This window comes from Bartonella sp. AA9NXGY (genome assembly GCF_042196845.1).
In the GTDB taxonomy this organism is placed as follows: Bacteria; Pseudomonadota; Alphaproteobacteria; order Rhizobiales; family Rhizobiaceae; genus Bartonella.
This window is the reverse complement of the sequence record NZ_JBHIRB010000003.1, coordinates 134004-152583: the sequence shown is the minus strand read 5'-3', so window position 1 is coordinate 152583 and position 18580 is coordinate 134004. Positions and strand designations below refer to the sequence as shown.

At 35.2% G+C, this 18580-nt stretch carries 14 protein-coding genes and 4 tRNA genes; 11 read left to right on the top strand and 7 right to left on the bottom strand.

Annotation, left to right across the window (positions count from 1 at the left end; translation table 11 throughout):
• Positions 1-873: 873 nt before the first annotated feature.
• From ACFIM6_RS02840 to mazG, 7 genes are all read left to right on the top strand, one after another.
• Positions 874-3192: an NADP-dependent malic enzyme gene (locus ACFIM6_RS02840; RefSeq protein ID WP_375611563.1), complete on the top strand. Its 2319-nt coding sequence runs from the start codon at positions 874-876 to the stop codon at positions 3190-3192.
• A gap of 189 nt (positions 3193-3381) precedes the next feature.
• Positions 3382-3666: an acyl carrier protein gene (locus tag ACFIM6_RS02835; protein ID WP_005773457.1), complete on the top strand. Its 285-nt coding sequence runs from the start codon at positions 3382-3384 to the stop codon at positions 3664-3666.
• Between the two features lie 10 nt (positions 3667-3676).
• Positions 3677-4852, top strand: coding sequence for a beta-ketoacyl-ACP synthase (locus ACFIM6_RS02830; protein WP_375611562.1), 1176 nt, complete (start codon positions 3677-3679; stop codon positions 4850-4852).
• Positions 4853-4867: 15 nt separating this feature from the next.
• The gene (locus tag ACFIM6_RS02825; RefSeq protein WP_375611561.1) at positions 4868-6142 is read left to right on the top strand and encodes a beta-ketoacyl-ACP synthase; all 1275 of its coding nucleotides are present in this window, start codon (positions 4868-4870) and stop codon (positions 6140-6142) included.
• A 57-nt stretch (positions 6143-6199) separates the two neighbouring features.
• Positions 6200-7228, top strand: coding sequence for a zinc-binding dehydrogenase (locus ACFIM6_RS02820; RefSeq protein WP_375611560.1), 1029 nt, complete (start codon positions 6200-6202; stop codon positions 7226-7228).
• Positions 7229-7234: 6 nt separating this feature from the next.
• A complete protein-coding gene (locus ACFIM6_RS02815) occupies positions 7235-8164 on the top strand; it encodes a lipid A biosynthesis lauroyl acyltransferase (protein WP_375611589.1) in 930 nt (309 codons plus the stop codon).
• Between the two features lie 33 nt (positions 8165-8197).
• The gene (gene mazG / locus ACFIM6_RS02810; protein WP_375611559.1) at positions 8198-9013 is read left to right on the top strand and encodes a nucleoside triphosphate pyrophosphohydrolase; all 816 of its coding nucleotides are present in this window, start codon (positions 8198-8200) and stop codon (positions 9011-9013) included.
• A gap of 70 nt (positions 9014-9083) precedes the next feature.
• On the opposite strand, the gene ACFIM6_RS02805 is transcribed toward mazG, so the two are convergent.
• The gene (locus tag ACFIM6_RS02805) at positions 9084-9449 is read right to left on the bottom strand and encodes an iron-sulfur cluster assembly accessory protein (protein ID WP_273791397.1); all 366 of its coding nucleotides are present in this window, start codon (positions 9447-9449) and stop codon (positions 9084-9086) included.
• A gap of 606 nt (positions 9450-10055) precedes the next feature.
• Between ACFIM6_RS02805 and ACFIM6_RS02800 the strand changes: the two genes are divergently transcribed.
• A tRNA-Pro gene (locus ACFIM6_RS02800) sits at positions 10056-10132 on the top strand.
• 251 nt (positions 10133-10383) lie between these two features.
• On the opposite strand, the gene ACFIM6_RS02795 is transcribed toward ACFIM6_RS02800, so the two are convergent.
• Complete coding sequence (locus ACFIM6_RS02795) at positions 10384-10851, bottom strand: Hsp20 family protein (protein ID WP_375611558.1); 468 nt, start codon at positions 10849-10851, stop codon at positions 10384-10386.
• A 258-nt stretch (positions 10852-11109) separates the two neighbouring features.
• On the opposite strand from ACFIM6_RS02795, the gene ACFIM6_RS02790 reads away from it, so the two are divergent.
• From ACFIM6_RS02790 to ACFIM6_RS02780, 3 genes are all read left to right on the top strand, one after another.
• Complete coding sequence (locus tag ACFIM6_RS02790) at positions 11110-12027, top strand: serine aminopeptidase domain-containing protein (RefSeq protein ID WP_375611557.1); 918 nt, start codon at positions 11110-11112, stop codon at positions 12025-12027.
• A gap of 841 nt (positions 12028-12868) precedes the next feature.
• Complete coding sequence (cpdR, locus tag ACFIM6_RS02785; protein ID WP_005773448.1) at positions 12869-13231, top strand: cell cycle two-component system response regulator CpdR; 363 nt, start codon at positions 12869-12871, stop codon at positions 13229-13231.
• A 97-nt stretch (positions 13232-13328) separates the two neighbouring features.
• Positions 13329-13403: transfer RNA gene (locus ACFIM6_RS02780), tRNA-Val, on the top strand.
• 1879 nt (positions 13404-15282) lie between these two features.
• On the opposite strand, the gene ACFIM6_RS02775 is transcribed toward ACFIM6_RS02780, so the two are convergent.
• The 5 genes from ACFIM6_RS02775 to ACFIM6_RS02755 form a co-directional block, all read right to left on the bottom strand.
• Positions 15283-15359 (bottom strand) — tRNA-Arg (locus ACFIM6_RS02775).
• 39 nt (positions 15360-15398) lie between these two features.
• On the bottom strand, positions 15399-15704 hold the full coding sequence (locus ACFIM6_RS02770) for an ETC complex I subunit (protein WP_375611556.1): 306 nt from the start codon (positions 15702-15704) through the stop codon (positions 15399-15401).
• A gap of 89 nt (positions 15705-15793) precedes the next feature.
• A tRNA-Pro gene (locus ACFIM6_RS02765) sits at positions 15794-15870 on the bottom strand.
• 711 nt (positions 15871-16581) lie between these two features.
• Positions 16582-17271, bottom strand: a complete 690-nt coding sequence (gene hdaA / locus ACFIM6_RS02760) for a DnaA regulatory inactivator HdaA (protein WP_375611555.1) — start codon at positions 17269-17271, stop codon at positions 16582-16584.
• The gene (locus ACFIM6_RS02755; RefSeq protein WP_375611554.1) at positions 17268-18479 is read right to left on the bottom strand and encodes an AI-2E family transporter; all 1212 of its coding nucleotides are present in this window, start codon (positions 18477-18479) and stop codon (positions 17268-17270) included. The genes hdaA and ACFIM6_RS02755 overlap by 4 nt, the downstream gene beginning before the upstream one ends.
• Positions 18480-18580: the final 101 nt, after the last annotated feature.

Below are 18580 nucleotides of genomic sequence, written 5' to 3'. Positions count from 1 at the left end.
TCTTTGATATCCTAAGCAATAACCCTAAAGAAGCGTAATGGCTTATCAAACAACGTATCATTCTAAGAATGATAAAGCATGTTTTCTATTTCCTTATCTTTTTCTTAACTCCTTTATTTTTCATAGTTTCATAAAGGTACAAAATCGGTAATAATTATTTTTATTAATTGTGAAAAAAATTCATGCTTTTGTATTAAAATAGCTCATAGAAACACTTCTATTTATTTTTTTTAATGTTTTTTATCCACATATTACTCTCGTTTGAATTATGTAAGTAAATATTTTTTATTATATTAGATGAGTTTGAGCTAAAAGAATCTTATTGTATTCAAATTTCTCATTCAACATACGAGATGATTCATTATAAATTATAAAGTTTGCATTATTAAGAGTTCAATTGAATAATAAACAAAACAACTCCCATTTTTAAAGTTCCAATTTCCTTTTAAATAGCTGCAAAAATAATTTATAAATTGCAAATTGTTATTTAAAATTTCTTCTACCTCCCTATAGAAATTTAAATAAAGAAGATGAAGTTAATAGAAAACACTCTTCTTTTCTTTCCTTAAGTTGTAAGCATTGCAAAAAAAATAATGGCTTGGTAATGTAATTATTAGTAATATTTTATTCGTTTGTAGACTAATCAATTTTTACGCGTTTTATTAAGGAAAGAAAAAACTAATCGTGCTTCTATCAATGAAATTATTCATGCACACAAACAAAAAGAATCATCAAACTGGTTTTACGATCCAGAAGAGTTTTCTCATACTCATGCATTTTGATATTCAGAGAAATGAGGATCTATTAGTGGACAAAACCTTATCGTAGATGGAACATCTCATATACACATACGCTAACTTGGATATCATAAAAATGTCTAGAGAACGAAATAGTGATTTCAGTTCACCAAAAGCTGAACTTGACAGTGCCGCACTTTTTTATCACCAGTACCCTAAACCTGGAAAATTGGAAATACAAGCAACAAAACCTCTTGATAACCAACGTGATTTAGCTCTTGCTTATTCTCCAGGTGTTGCTGCACCATGTCTTGCAATTCATGAAGATCCTAATCTTGCTGCTCAATATACCTCCCGTTCTAATTTAGTCGCTGTTATATCCAATGGAACTGCTGTTCTTGGTTTAGGAAATATTGGCCCTCTTGCTTCAAAGCCAGTTATGGAAGGTAAAGCCGTTTTATTCAAAAAATTTGCGAATATTGATGTCTTTGATATTGAAATTGATGCATCCGATATAGAACAAATGGTACAAACGGTATCGACTTTAGAACCTACATTTGGTGGTATTAATCTTGAAGACATTAAGGCTCCTGAATGTTTTGACATCGAAGAAAAGCTTCGTGCTAAAATGAAAATTCCAGTTTTTCATGATGACCAACATGGAACTGCCATTATTGTTTCTGCAGCTGTATTAAATGCCTTAAATCTTTCAGGAAAAAAAATTGAAAATGCAAAAATAGTTACCTCAGGTGCAGGTGCTGCTGCCCTCGCTTGCCTTAATCTTTTGGTTCGTCTTGGGGCAAAAGTTGAAAATATTTGGCTTAGTGACTTAGAGGGAGTTGTTTATGAAGGTCGCAAGACCCTTATGGATCGTTGGAAAATCAATTACGCACAAAAAACGGACGCACGAACTTTATCTGATATTATTGATGATGCGGATATTTTTCTAGGCCTATCTGCAGGTGGTGTTTTAAAGCCTGAATATCTTAAAAGAATGGCTCAAAATCCACTCATTTTAGCACTGGCTAATCCAGTACCAGAAATTATGCCTGAAGAAGCACGCTCTATACGACCAGATGCAATGATCTGCACAGGACGCTCTGATTATCCCAATCAAGTTAATAATGTCCTTTGTTTTCCCTATATCTTCCGTGGTGCATTAGACGTAGGTGCTAGTGCAATTAATGAAGAAATGAAAATGGCCGCTGTTCATGCGATTGCTGCCCTTGCACGTGAAGAAACTTCAGATGTTGTAGCACGTGCATACTCAAAAGAACCACCCAATTTTGGACCAGACTATCTAATCCCCTCTCCTTTTGATCCGCGTTTAATACTGCGTATTGCCCCCGCTGTTGCTAAAGCAGCAATGACAACTGGTGTTGCCATTCGTCCCATTGAAGATATGGAGGCCTACTATGATATCCTCAATCGATTTGTCTTTCTTTCTGGTTTAACAATGAAACCTGTTTTTGCTGCAGCAAAAACAGCAAAACGTAAACGCGTCATCTATGCCAATGGTGAAGATGAACGCGTCCTTCGTGCGGCACAAGTTGTCATTGAAGAACAAACAGCAACGCCCCTCCTTATCGGCCGTCCACATGTCGTAGAAGCAAGATTAAAACGCTTTGGTTTAAGAATTCGTCCCGGTATAGATTTTGAATTAACAAACCCTGAAGATGATCCACGTTTTCGTGATTATGTTAATTTATTTTTTCATTATACAGGGAGGCGTGGTGTTACGCCTGAAATGGCAAAAACAGTAGTGAGAACATCAACAACGGCTATTGCTGCCCTTGCCGTTATGCGTGAAGAAGCAGATGCAATGATTTGCGGCTTAGAAGGACGCTTTGAACGTCAACTTGAATTGATTGAACAAATTATCGGTCTTGATCCTCATGTTCACCGTTTTTCTGCTATGAGTTTGCTTATCTCTCAACAACGTACTCTTTTCCTCACAGATACTTACGTCAATGAAAATCCTTCTGCAGAAGAAATCGCTGAAATGACTGTGTTGGCAGCTCAAGAAGTTGAAGCATTTGGAATAACACCAAAAGCAGCCTTATTATCACACTCAAACTTTGGTTCTAAAAACACAGAAAGTGCGCGTAAAATGCGACGTGCAACAGAAATTCTTGCCAAATTACACCCTGATTTAGAAGCAGATGGTGAAATGCATGCTGATGCTGCCCTTTCCAAAGTTTTTCGTGATCGTGTTTTTCCTAATTCTCGTCTTAAAAGTGAAGCTAATTTGCTTGTCTTTCCAACACTTGATTCAGCCAATATCACGCTCAACACTGTTAAAAGCCTCACAAATGCACTCCATGTTGGTCCTATTCTAATCGGGGCAGCACGTCCCGCCCATATCTTAACACCTTCAGTAACTTCTCGGGGAGTTGTTAATATAACAGCCCTTGCTGTCCTTGCTGCCAATAGAAAAAATAGTCTCGTAAAATAAATGCGCAATAAAATTTCAAAGTTTTTTAAATATTGAGATATAGTATTTCATGTACTGTAAACCTCTTTTCTCTATAGATAAAGACAGCTATATTCTGGATTAAGTCTTTTTTTTAAAGAGAAAAAAGGCTAGAAGAATAATATTAAATGTATTTTGAATTTACTAACTCTATAATAAGGAATCCGTACATTGCCTTCCACGTTTGATAAAGTTGCTGATATCATTGCAGAAATCAGTGAAATTGATCGCAATACAATTACACCTGAGAGTCATACAATTGACGATTTAGGAATCGACAGTCTTGATTTTCTTGATATTGTTTTCGCTATTGATAAAGCTTTTGGAATAAAAGTCCCTCTAGAACAATGGACACAAGAAGTCAACGAAGGTACCGTTGCAACAGAAGAATACTTTGTTCTTAAAAACCTTTGTGCAAAAATTGATGATCTCGTTGCCTTAAAACAGGCGGAGTAGTTTTTTCGCCATGCATGATCAATCTGTATTCATCACTGGTATAGGTCTCATAAGCTCTCTGGGGGAAGGAACTGATCAACATTGGAATCTCTTAAATGATCCAATCCGTACACCAAACCTAGATTATACAACTTTTTCACCTTACACGGTTCATAAATTGCCCGAAATTGATTGGAGTTTACAAATTCCTAAAAAAAGTGATCAACGGCAAATGGGAACATGGCAGCGTCTTGGTACCTATGCGGCTGGTCTTGCTCTTGATGATGCCGGCATGAAAAATAATGAACAACTCACTTCAACAATGGATATGATCGTAGCGGCAAGTGGGGGAGAACGTGATATTACTGTTGATACACAGATTCTTTCTAAAGCGCGCGCTGTTGCCGATCATGCTTCTATGTTAAATGTTGCTCTTTCAACTGAACTTCGTCCAACATTATTTTTGGCACAACTTTCAAACCTTTTGGCAGGAAACATTTCAATTGTTCATAAAGTCACTGGATCATCTCGTACATTTATGGGAGAAGAAGGCAGTGGTCTTTCTGCACTTCAAATTGCTGTAGCTCGTATTAAATCAGGTCAAAGTACCCATGCTCTTGTAGGAAGTTCCTATAATGCACAAAGTTATGATATGTTGTTGGCGCATGAGCTTGGTGGTCTTTTAACCCATAATGGATGGAGCCCCGTGTGGGATCGTGGAATCTATCCAGGCGGCGGTGTCATAGCAGGTTCTGGTGGGATCTTCCTAGTTATTGAAAGTGGAGAACATGCCAAAAAACGCAACGCACGTGCTTATGCTGAAATTAGCCAAATTATTACAGACCAAACAGATAGAACCAAAATTCCACTTAGAGATTCAATTGCAACAATGTTAAAAACTGCGGGCGCTAAATCTGCCTTAGCCATTTCAGCAGCCTCAGGAGCTCACGAAGCAACAAAAGCAGAACAAAATGCTCTTGATAATGCTGATCTATCTTACCGTGGCATTACAACATTATTTGGTTATATGCGGGAAGCACAATTTCCTCTAGCTCTAGCTCTTGCAGCACTTTCAATTGAAAAAAAACATTGTTTTCCAGCGTTAAGTCCTCATGAAAAACCTTTTTCTAAAGAAGTACGTGAAATATTTGTTACAACTATTGGTATAAAAAGAGCTGAAGGTATTGTGCGTCTTACAGCTGTTTGAAGGGGAATTTCTATAGTGAAATATCATGATCATTTTGGGCGTCCACTTGTAGCAATAACTGGTGCAGGCATTGTCACATCACTGGGACAAGGGAAACATGAAAATTGGCAAAAATTAACAAGTGGTGTAAGTGGTATCCACAAAATAACACGTTTTCCCGTTGAGGGATTAAATACATATATTGCTGGAACAATTGATTTTCTTAAAGAAAGTACACTTGGTGCTTCAGCTCTCTCTGAGAAGCTTGCATATCTTTCTGCTGAAGAAGCTTTAGAACAAGCTGCTATTGATAAAAAAAAATTTAATGGACCACTCTTTCTAGCTGCTCCTCCTGTTGAACTTGAATGGAAAGCACGTTTTAGTCTTGATCAAGAGGAGGAATTCAATAATGAGCCTTCTTATGCACATCTTCTTAAAGTCTGTAAGGATAAACTCCATGAGACGCTTTTTGAAGCCACACAATTTGGTGCAATTGCAGAAAAACTTCAAAAAACATTTGGCACAAAAGGACTTCCTGTTACACTTTCCACTGCCTGTGCATCTGGTGCAACAGCAATTCAATTAGGTGTTGAGTCTATTAGACGGGGAGAAACAAATCGAGCTCTCATAATTGCGACAGATGGATCAGTTTCAGCAGAATCTCTCATCCGTTTTTCGTTACTATCTGCTCTTTCAACTCAGAATGAGCCTCCAGAAAAAGCAGCAAAACCCTTTAGCCGTGATCGAGATGGTTTTGTTATGGCAGAAGGCTCAGGCGCTCTTGTTCTTGAATCTCTTCAAAGCGCATTAAACCGTAATGCTACAGTTTTAGGAATTTTAGCTGGCTGTGGAGAAACCGCCGATGACTTTCACCGTACACGTTCAAAACCCGATGCATCACCAGCAATTGAATCCGTTCGCAAAGCTTTAAACGATGCAAAAATAACCATCAATGAAATTGACTATATTAATGCCCACGGAACTTCAACACCTGAAAATGAGAAAATGGAATATCTTGCATTATCAACAGTATTCGGTGATCTTTTAGAGCATATTCCTGTCTCTTCTAATAAATCAATGATTGGGCATACATTAACTGCTGCTGGTGCAATAGAAGCGGTTTTTTCGCTTTTAACCATTCAATCGGGAATACTCCCACCAACAATAAATTATGATAATCCTGACCCTACTATCCCCTTAGATGTTGTTCCTCATCATAGCCGTAAGTCCTGTGTCAATGCGGTTTTGTCAAACTCATTTGGATTTGGTGGTCAAAATATGAGTCTTGTTATCACTGCATATAAAGGATAATCCTGTAATAATAAAATTTTATAACGCTAACCAATAATATATTTAAGGGGGATGATAATGCGTGCACTGCAACTCTTCGATGATCGTCGGCTTGAAATCACCAATATTTCCCCGCCATCTTCACCTAGTACAGGTGAAGTAACTGTGCGGATAAAAGCCGTTGCTCTTAATCATATTGATGTATGGGGATGGCGCGGCATGGCTTTTGCGAAAAGAAAAATGCCACTCATCATTGGTGCAGAAGCCTCTGGTGAGGTTATACAAATAGGAGATGGCGTTGAACATCTCCAACTTGGACAGATTGTCTCAATTTATGGTGCACAAACCTGCGGAGTATGCCAAGCTTGTCATGAAGGACGGGATAATCTTTGCAGTAATGTAAAGGGAGTCTATGGTTTTCACCTTGATGGATTTGCGTGTGAGCTTGTCAATTTGCCAGCACGTTTATTAGTTCCATCACCTCCCCAATGTGATGAATTGCAAGCAGCAGTTGCTCCAATTACTTTTGGTACCGTAGAACATATGCTTTTCGATAACGCAAAACTACAAGCAGGAGAAACAATCCTAGTACAGGCTGGTGGCTCAGGTATTGGTTCTGCAGCCATTCAACTTGCAAAACACATGGGCTGTACAGTTATCACAACTGTAGGTTCAGATGAAAAAATTGCAAAAGCGCACTCTCTTGGGGCAGATCATGTGATTAATTATCGTAAAGATCGTTTTGAAGGTGTAGTGCGTAAATTAACCCAAAAAAAAGGTGTTGACGTTGTTTTTGAGCATGTTGGTGTCGATACATGGAACGGTTCTCTGTTATGTATGAAAAAAGGAGCACGCTTAGTGATTTGCGGTTCTACCTCTGGTGTTTCAGCACCAATAAATCTCATGCAATTATTCCAGCAACAGCTTAAGATATTCGGTTCATTTGGCTGCCGTATGGAAAATATGAAAAATGCCATGCAAAAAATGGCACAAAAAGCCGTACACCCTGTCATTGATACAATTGTTGGGCTGGATGAAATTGATACAGCTCTAAAACGAATGGAGAGCCGAGATGTTTTTGGTAAAATTATCCTTAAAATCGATTAAATCATGATGAAGCTTTCTCTTAAAAATCTCATATATCGTATTAAAATTATAGCTAAAAAAATATCCTACTTGTTATGGGCATATCTACTCTTTGGTTCTTTATTTATTCTAAAATGTTTTCCAGCCAAAATGGGAATTTCTTTTTTTGCTTGGTTAGCAAAAAAAATTGGTCCCCTTGTACATCGTCATCAAATCACACTCGCAAACCTTAGGAGTGCATATCCAGAAAAAACAGAGCAAGAACTCCGTGCGATTGCAATAGAAATGTGGGAAAATATAGGACGTTTCCTAGCCGAATATATTTTTCTTGATAAAATTTTTGATTTTGATCCTCATGCAGACGAGCCAGGTTTCATTGAGGTTAAAGGCACTGAAATATTTGAGCGATTAAAAAATGAAAAAAAACCACATATTTTTTTCACCGCACATACTGGAAATTTTGAACTTCTGCCTATTTGTGCACAAAGTTTTGATCTTAATGTTACGGTATTATTTAGACCACCCAATAATCCCTATGTTGCCAAACGAATCCTTAAAGCACGACAAACTTCTATGGGACACCTTGTTCCCTCCAAGGCCGGAGCAGCATGGGCATTAGCAGCCAAATTAGAAGAAGGTGAAAATGTTGGTATGCTCGTTGATCAAAAATTTCGCCGCGGTATCATGGGAACATTTTTTAACAGACCTCTTAAAACAAACCCCTTAATTATAAAACTTGCTCGACAATATGACTGTGATATTTATCCAGCACGTTGTATTCGTTTGCCTAGTGGACGTCATCGTTTAGAGTTATATGAACATGTAGAACTTCCACGTGATGAAAAAAATGATATCGATATAGCTGCTTCTACGCAAAAATTAAATGATATTGTTGAATCTTGGGTCCGTGAATATCCTGGACAATGGATGTGGTTACATAGACGTTGGGACATCTAACATAAGCTCTATTGCTTACAAAGGAAGTGCAAAATGTTAGCCTCAAAAGATATCAAAGATCTCACTGCAATTATCACTGCATTACGAAACTCTGATAATGGTTGTATCTGGCATAAAAAACAAACTTTTGAATCCCTCATACCCTATATGCTCGAAGAAGTTTACGAAGTCATCGATGCCATTGAACGAAAGAATCGAAAGGATCTCTGTGAAGAACTTGGGGATCTTCTTTTACAAGTTGTCTATCATGCTACCATAGCACAAGAAGAAGGCAGCTTTACTTTTGAAGATGTTGTTTATGCAATCACAGAAAAAATGATTCGACGCCATCCTCATGTTTTTGGAAATACCGAGCAAAAAAAACGAGGATTTATAAAAGAGGAGTGGGAATATATAAAAAAAAGAGAACAGGTTGAACAAAAAAGAATGTGCGAAGAAAAAAACAACAATTCCTCCACAAGCATACTCGCAAAAGTAAAACAAATCCAGCCAGCAAACCAAGAGGCACTTGCTTTACAAGAAGCAGCAGCTAAAGTAGGTTTTGATTGGCAAAAAAGTGATAAAGTTTTTGAAAAAATAGAAGAAGAACTCGAAGAGCTCAAAGAAGCCATCAAAAATAAACAAAACTCAGAGATAGAAGCAGAGTTTGGAGATCTCTACTTTATACTCCTTAACCTCGCGCGCCACTTAGCGATTGATTCACAAAAAGCATTAAAAAAAACGAATATAAAATTTCGAAATCGTTTCGCCTATATTGAAGAAAAGCTATCCACTCAATCTAAAACACTCACTGACGCATCCTTGAATGAAATGGAAGCACTTTGGAAGCAAGCTAAAAATGAACAATAAAAAATAGTAGATTTCTTCTACCTAAAAGAATAAGCCCCTCTAAAATTACTAAATTATAATTTAGCTCAGCTCAATTTGTTTTATATTGATCCTGCGTAGCAGGACGAAGTTCCACCGATTCTCCACACCCGCATGCTGAAACTTGATTAGGATTTTTAAAGATAAAACCAGACCGCAGCGTTGTCACTTCATAATCCATCTGCGTCCCTAATAAAAATAATACCGCATCATGTGCTACAAAAACACGGGCACCATTCACTTCAACAACATCCGCATCTATCCCCTTTTCTTTGACAAGAGTAATTGTATACTCCATCCCTGCACAACCACCTTTTTTGATACCAACAAGAATACCCTGTGCATCTTTTGCATCCATAATCGCTTTAACACGATCCACTGCTGCTTGCGTCAAATTTATTACCGAAAAACGGCTCATAGTTTACTCTTTTCTTAGTTCAATAGACACTTTGAAAGTTTTTCCTCTATAATATTTTATCTGATATTTTAGAAAAAAAACAACAAAACATAAATTAAAGCATTCTGATCTTGTTTATTTGGATAAAAATACATACCCGTAAAATGAGATTTGTGATTATACAATCCAGAACTTACAATTTTTTATCCATATAAAATGAAAATACCTCGTCTATAAAACTCTAAAAAACGAAAACTTTTCAAAACCATATATTCACTCCTCTTCTTTTGAAAATCTTTATCTTTTTAGAAAAGTAACGATTAGGTAAGAAAAAAATATACCTTCAGCACTCATTTGCTCCAATTCATACCTTCTACACCAATCTTACCCCCCTCCTCACAATCTCAAAAGTAATTAAATGCATACATCTATTAACTATAGAGCTAAAAATTTAATGATCACAAAGAATTTTACAAATTCGTTATTTATCTTGAATTAACAACAAAATATTGATGTCCAAAATTTTTACTTTCAAAAGCTCTAAGTGCAAGAGCATTTTAGATTTTATTCTGTTTATTTTTTCTCTTGCCTTTAAAGAAACAGTCATTTAATCGTTTTACACGAACTCGGAGCGTAGCGCAGCTTGGTAGCGCACTTGACTGGGGGTCAAGGGGTCGTGGGTTCAAATCCCGCCGCTCCGACCATTTTTAAAATGCTATAAATAAGCTTACTTAAAAAGTGAATCATTATGCATTTCAATTGCACACACATGAACTTTTTCTTCAACGTAGAATAATGTGCAATGATATTTTATCATAAATTCGAGATAAGCTTTTTTATTAAAATGCGCTTCGTTCTTAGGAAAACACATACGAAACGCGAGACCTTTTGCCTCGCGTTTTTTATTTTTCAGAAAAATTTATAATTATCCGATCTCATATTTTCTAAATTTTCTTTACACGATAACGTCGCTGTTATCATTTTTTGTAATGGATGGTGACATCTGTACGGTTATCTTTTTGGGTTTTAATTCAGCTGGCATTTCCCTTTTAAGCTGAATATGAAGAAGCCCATCTCCAAGTTCTGCCCCAATAACCTTAACATGATCAGCCAAATGAAACCGCCGTTCAAAAGCACGCGAAGCAATACCTCGATAAAGGAATTCTCGCTCTTCATCATCATTTTTAGACTTTCTGTCTCCCTTAACGATCAGCTGGTTACAATGCGTTTCAATATCAATTTCATCTTGAGAAAAACCAGCAACAGCCATAGAAATTCTATAAGAATCTTCAGTTAAACGCTCGATATTATAAGGGGGATAAGAAGAAACTTCCTCTGGTTGTGTTCTAGAATCAAACCAGTTAAAAAGATGATCAAAACCTACTGTGGAACGATAAAATGGTGAAAAATCTACTTGACGCATAATATTGCCCTCCTCTAGAGCGACTATAATTTATAACTAATTCACAAAGTTCCCATATGGCAAACTTACTTGTGAACCTGCGGCCCCATTATGGCAACCGCACTATATTATCTAGTAATCGTTTTTCTTTATTTCAACTCTTTGGGACCTAAATTGATAAAAACTATCTAAAAAGCAATATACCCCTTTTTTAATCCTCTTTCTTCATTACATAAATGTCAAAGTACTAAGTGGCAAATACACTGTAAAGGATTTCAATTGAAAACACCTCTTTATCCCATAGATTGGGGTTCCACTTCTCTTAATATCCATCATGATACTCTTAAAATAGCAATAGATCACGAAATTCGTTTTGCTATAACATATCCTGAGGTGGAAAAATCTAAGGGAACAATTGTTATTCTCAAAAGCTACGCAAATACTTTAGAAAAATATTTTTTATTAATAAATGAAATTTCTAAACGCGGTTTTCATACAGCAATATTTGACTGCTTTGATCAAGAAAAAACATCCTTCAAGATAAGAAAACAAAGCCGACATCATTGTTTTGATATAAATAATGATATTAATGACTTATATAAATTTCTTAAAAATATTGTTTATCCTAATTGTCCGCCACCTTACTCTATGCTCGCCTATGGCATAGGTGGATTGATAGCACTTAGCGGATTAGATCTCATTAATCATCAGTTTAATAGATTGCTCTGTGTTTCTCCCCTTTTTGCTCCATTCGGCAATAAAACGAATAGTTTTCAACATAAATTAACACAATTTCTTTCTGATATGGGTCTTGGCTTTATACCAGCGAAAGATAGTAAAAAATTAAACAAGACAAAACAAAAAAATATACAATTGGGACACATACATAAAGTGCCGCTCCCTTCCATTAAGCCCCCAACATCCCAATGGATGGCTTCAGTATTTAATGCGATTGATTCTATGAAGAGAAATGTACTTCATGGAGATTTACGAATCCCAACACTCTTTATTCTTGCCAATCAAAACAATATTGCAAACAACATTGAAGTGCGGCAATTATGCCAACACACACGTCTAACAGAAAGTATTACTATTACAGGCGCTGAACTGGATACAATTATGATTAACGAAGATTATAAAAAACAATTTTGGGCTGCATTTGATGCCTTTATTCCCGATAATGTATCTGTAAAATAACATTAAACCTTAATTTTCGCTCCGCCCCATCAAAAAAGAAAGTTTCTACGAGCATTGGATCTACAAACACTTTTAAATATAATAGATTTTTCTTTCCAACCACTCATATGATTTGTTTTCTAGCCTTTACAGGCAAGCCATAACCTAAATATTCACCACGCATTCTACTAAAAAACTAATATACAAAGTATATCATTACATTAAACAATATTATTTTACATCATAAAAAATAAATTAATAAAAAAACTATTTATATAAATAAAAATAATAAATCTATCTTAATATAACATGATACATATTTACAAATAAAGCATCAAAATACTATTTTTGATCTGTTATTAAGTGATAATTTAATATTATTCTAGGAAAATAATAGTTTTCATCTATTTAAGGAAAAAACTGGAAATAAAGCGCATTTATAATATTTATTACAAATCTCTATAAAAACAAATAACTATAAAATTTCTATTTCTTAGGAGAACTTTTTAAAAACAATAAATTAACATAATATTCTTCTAATTTCTCGATATATGAAAACCCTACAATAACGGTTTTCATAAGTTTTTTAATGGAATTCTGATAATAATCAGTAACTTTAAAAGAAAAGATAGTAAAGAATCATCTTAGTAGTTTTAGAGAACCCCTTCTTTTTTCAAAATCACATATATTTCGAATTTAACCAACTCACAACGAATATGCTGTATTTTGAATCAGAATATAAGAATTAACCATTTTGCCATTCATTTCAATTATGAGCATTTTACCATCTTTTTTATAAATACTCTATATTGTATAATTGATGCGGCAAAACTCTGACAAATGGAGCCATTGGAATATAATCATGAAACGAATCCTGCTCGCAGAAGATGATAACGATATGCGTCGCTTTCTCGTAAAAGCCCTAGAACGTGCAGGCTACGAAGTCGCCGACTTCGATAATGGTATTAGCGCATATGAACGTTTACAAGAAGAACCATTTTCCCTTCTCCTGACTGATATTGTGATGCCAGAGATGGACGGAATCGAACTCGCACGACGTGCTACTGAGATTGACCCTGATTTACGAGTAATGTTCATTACAGGTTTTGCAGCGGTAGCACTCAATTCAAATAGTGATGCCCCTCCTGATGCAAAGGTTCTCTCTAAACCATTTCACTTACGTGAACTCGTCAATGAAGTTGAAAAGATCCTTATCGCTGCTTAAAAAGTATTTTTTAAAGTTATTTGCATCTGTTGAAAGAGAAAATTAAATTAGGCATTGACGTTTGGCATTCTATATGGTGTATGCAACATCAATGAATGGGCGTGTAGCTCAGCGGGAGAGCACTACGTTGACATCGTAGGGGTCACAGGTTCAATCCCTGTCACGCCCACCATTCAACTTTATAGTATAAATAAATTATCGAATTATCGTATTCTTCCAAGGTACGGGATGCGTAAATAAAGATTCGGAAATAAGATTTTGCAACATGCCTCTACAAAGGGCATACTTTACGGAGTGTTTCTAATATTTTTTACGTTCTGATAGTGCCTCTTAGGGGAAGCCATCTAAAAGTATCACAAACGTAATAACAGCCTCATTTTGCAACAGATTAGAAGTTTGATTTTAAAATTCTTTCCACAAGCATAGGCTTCCGTTCTAAAAAATATTGTTTGTTTCCTGATCTATCCCCTGTTTTTCTTAATTCTTTCATGTCTATTGGTATACAACTTGTTGTCCAAACAGTTAGATATAACCACAGTCACTTCGATAGATATAAAACACTTAACCTTAGAGCTGTATTTTGAGTTTACCAATTACAGATTATAATAAAATATTAAAAAGAGTAAAAAACACGATAAAAGCAATTTTTTTCATTCTAAAAATACATTTGATTTATAATCATGTTTTATTGTTTGCCATGTTGAATGAGAAATCCGAATATCGTAATGTTTTCTCATTTCAAACCTATTTATATTGAATTAAACAAAACCGTCTCTCTTACACGTCATAAGAGGAATTAATATTAAGTAAAAATTGTATAAAAAAGCACAAAAATGCCGATAAATGCCTCAAGTGCTGAGATCTATTGCAACATCGGAGGCTGACAAATAGGCAAAGTGTATGATAATGTCAGCTTATTTCTTCATAAGTGTAAAGATGATGGAGCTCAATGGATTTATCATTGTACCATTCACGAGCGCCAGCGCGAAGTGAGCTTTAAGAGATATCTCTTAAAACAAAGCCTGTAAAATGGCATTCTCTTCACACTGTATTCCTATTGATATAATGATCACCTTGAACCGTGTGAGTTTAGATCTTCAGAGCTCATCTGCATAACATTTTAATGTGATTGTTATCCAAAATATTAAAATACTTCTCACATGATGTACAAGCTATAAAGAAATAAGAAAAAACATTTGAAAATGTAAATATGAAATCTAAAAATTTAACTCTAAGATACAACCTATCTTCATTCATATAAATATACAGTGTATATTCTTAAACCTATAAGACTAAGAAAACCTAAACATTGATGAAACCTACAACCCTACCTGAGAAACAGTGACAATCATGTTAAATCAAATTGTCCGCAAGTGTCTCTCACTGAAAAAAACAATATCTTATCTGGACGGCAGATATAACATCTTTTTATACGAAAAAACTATAAAGAAGTAATTTGTTATGAATCACAGCTTCCAAGACAAGAAGATATTTTCCACCTCTTGTGCCATCTATAAATTCTCATCATAAACAGATATCGTTTTTATTCTTCAATGTTTCATAAACTGTTCTAAATCGAATCCATCATGCCTTGTATCTAATCAAAATCAATCTTACCAAAGATCATGCTAAAAAACGTAATAATATTATTCATAAAAAATAAAAAAAATCACAATAGATGTTTTTTGGCAATTTCACCAGCATTAGCAGCAATGCTTAAATCTAATCTAAGAAATAAAATATTCATTTTCAGAAAGATGAAAAGAAGCTCTTAAAAAATAATTTTTACAATCTGTTTCCTAAAGCATGTAATGTAGTAGCAACACGCGGCACGAAAATGCAATGTGCTATAAGTTTCAATAATCAAAAACAATTATTACTGAAAAAAGATAAAACAGCATTATTTTATACTAAAACAGTCAACAGAAAACGTGTAGCAACAAAATAAACCAAAAAACATCAAAAAGATTCAGGATTATACAGAAAAATAAGCTAATAGAATAAAAGGAAAACCCTCTAACTTTTTATAGCCTATAAATATCATTTAAACATGGTGATCCCGACAGGATTCGAACCTGTGACCCACGGCTTAGAAGGCCGTTGCTCTATCCAGCTGAGCTACGGGACCCAACTGATTATTTTCTCAATTCAAAATAGCATCTTCAATTCAATGTGTCCAAGAATGCTGCCGATCACTGCGAAAATTATCAGAATAAGAAATAGCACGTCGAATCGATGTATGTTTCTTTTCTACACGGTAAGAGATAGCATTCTTACGTGCAAAAGCAATCGCTTCTTCCTTCCTATTAAATCGAATCTTTACCTGATTATTCATATCAGACGTTGCCGTGTAGCCCATAAGAGGTTCAAGCATTTTTGCTTTCATTGGCTCATACTCTAGAATCCAAAAACCTGTATTCCCCTTACCTGACTGCATAGCTGTCTTAGCAGGACTATAAATACGTGCGATCATGCCTTTTTCCTTCAGATTACACAACGCTTGAATGATAGTTTCTCACCACACGTACCCAATTGGGTCATTCTCACACACTCAATCAAATATGGTCGGAGCGATAGGATTCGAACCTACGACCCCCTGATCCCAAATCAGGTGCGCTACCAGGCTGCGCTACGCTCCGCCATTTACATTTACTTGATGCACATTTCCTAAAATTTTCACAACAGAAGTGCAAGAGAAAAACACACTTTTTTTAAATTTTGTTGCATTTCTTTACAAAAAAGCACATTTTTTAATTTTTTCCCCTACTCAATAACAAATTTATTGACAAATAGTAGAAAATAACCTCCGTAAAAAATCCAATCTATATTAAAAAAGAATGAATTTCTCTATAAGGACTTCATAATTTTTATCCTGTTTTAAGCAAGCTCTCACTGTATCAAAACGCATTTCACAGATACAGTTTTAGAAAAAAACGACTTAAATATCATAGAAAAATTTTCCCAAAGAGAACATAAGCCAAAGAATTCAGCTGTATTAAGCTTTTTTCTCCTCTTTTTCTATCTTCCCAAGGACTCTTTTATTAAAAACTCTAGAATCTGCGACAATTCATATTCATAAACAACAAACATTTTTTCAAAGCACAAGGTTTCATTATAAATAAAATAAAGCGCTCTTTTTAGAAAAATTTTCAAATGCGAAGCTGAAAAGAATTCAACATCATACAATAAAATCTCAAAGTTATTTAAAATAAACACATGACAAAAGTCAAAAAATACTATTTTTCTCTCTTATATAGATATCCAAAAAAGAAAAAATTTAAATGACTTGTCTTTTCACATATTGAAACGATAATAAAAGGACAGAATAAGTAAGCCATGATAAGGAGTATTTACGGATTTCTTCTATTTAAAACTTCAGCAATAACAGCACGTGTTATTTTTCTTTTTCTTTGTAATGCCAACTGATCAACAGAATCAATAACACGCTTCAATGAAAATAAAGAACGTTCACAACGGCTTACAAGATAATAAACCGTATCTGGATGTACAATAAGTTGCCTATCGGAAAAAAGCTTAAAAGCAACAGCTGTTAACAATGCATCATCAGGCTGATTAATTTCAACGAACATCACCGAATTAAGACGACTTTTTAGATCATTTAACGTTAAATTCCAAGCGGAAGGAAGTGTTCGTGCCGTCATCAATAAAGTAGCTTGTCGTGCATCAAGATTTGTTTGCTTAATACTGTTAATTAAATGAAAAAGTTCTGTCTCATTGATTTCACCTGTATCAATATCCTCTATTAAAAATGATCTTCCTAAAGAAGCCATAGTAACAGCCTGACCAAGTTCATTGTACTGAATCCTGAAAGCATCTGCTTTTTGGAGCCATATATTAGAAAAGTGCGTTTTTCCAGATCCTTCTTTACCAACCAAAACTGCAATAGGTAAGCTCCAATTGGGCCAGTGATCAATAAGCTGAAAAGCCATACGATTACTTTCCGTTACCACTAAATCCTCAAATTGAAAAATCGGATCATAAGGAAAATTTAAAGATAATTGCGTTTCACGCCCATTCATTTTAGCGGCTCCGAATTTCCGCTTCGCGAATACATCTGAGAATTCAGATAAGTATGAAGAGCAAAACGAACTAAAACGCCAACAGCCGCTGCCGCAGGAACAGCAACAAGCATACCAGTAAAACCAAAGAGTGAAGAAAAAGCAAAAAGTGAAAACATCAACCATACGGGATGTAATCCCACTGATGAACCTACAAGCTTGGGTTGAAGAATATAACCTTCAATAAATTGACCAATTAAAAAAAGTGCCATCACAACAATGATTCCCCCCCAATTATTGGGATAAAACTGGACCCATGCAATACCAACAGAAAGGACCAAACCACTCATTGTGCCGATATAAGGAACAAAGCTAATAAGACCAATAAACATACCAATCAAAAGACTAAAATTGAGTCCTGCAATCGTTAAACCAATAGCATAATAGCCTCCCAATATGAGACAAACTGTTCCTTGTCCACGAACAAAGCCTGCAATAGCTCTATCCATTTCATGAAAAATACTACGGACGGTTTCAAGATGATCACGCGGTATTAACGAATCGATTGCTGTTACCATACGTGGCCAATCTAATAACATATAAAATGCCACCACAGGTGCCACAACAAATAGGCTAACGATATTAACGATAGATTTTCCTGACTTTAAAAGTGAATTCAAAAGAGACGTAATAAAATCCGAACCTTCGCCCAAAAATCCTTTAATATTATTCCGTAATTCATTTGGATCACTTCCAAAATAGCGCCTTAACCAATCAAAATCATGCTCAACAAAAAAGGTTTGAATACGATTAATATAAACAGGTAAACCATCACTCATAAATTGCTGTATTTGCCAACTAATAACAGGAATCAAAATAACTAAAGCAGCAACAAAGGTAATAACAATAAATAAGGTAATAAGGACAGTCCCAAACACACGACGAATACCAAATTTTTCAAGTAATTGAACAATGGGATTGAGAAAATAAGCCAACACAATCCCTGCCACAAAAGGAAGCAAAATCGATCCAAAAACAAACATAAAAAGAATGAAAAAAATCAGCGTACCAAGCCAAAAAAAGATTTGTCTTTTCATATTATTCGGCAACGGTAATTGAGTATACGCTGGCACATAAGTCTTATAACGATCACGAGATGTATTCTCACTCACTTTCTTTCTCATAAGTTGCCAAGAAGACTGTCCGTGATTATCTGATATCTTGCTCATAAAATATCCTAAAAAAATCTTCACAAAAAATTATAAACAACTTCAAAATAAGCTACAAGAAAAGTTGCTTATTTTCTTATCAATATCTCTTGCAGAGAGAA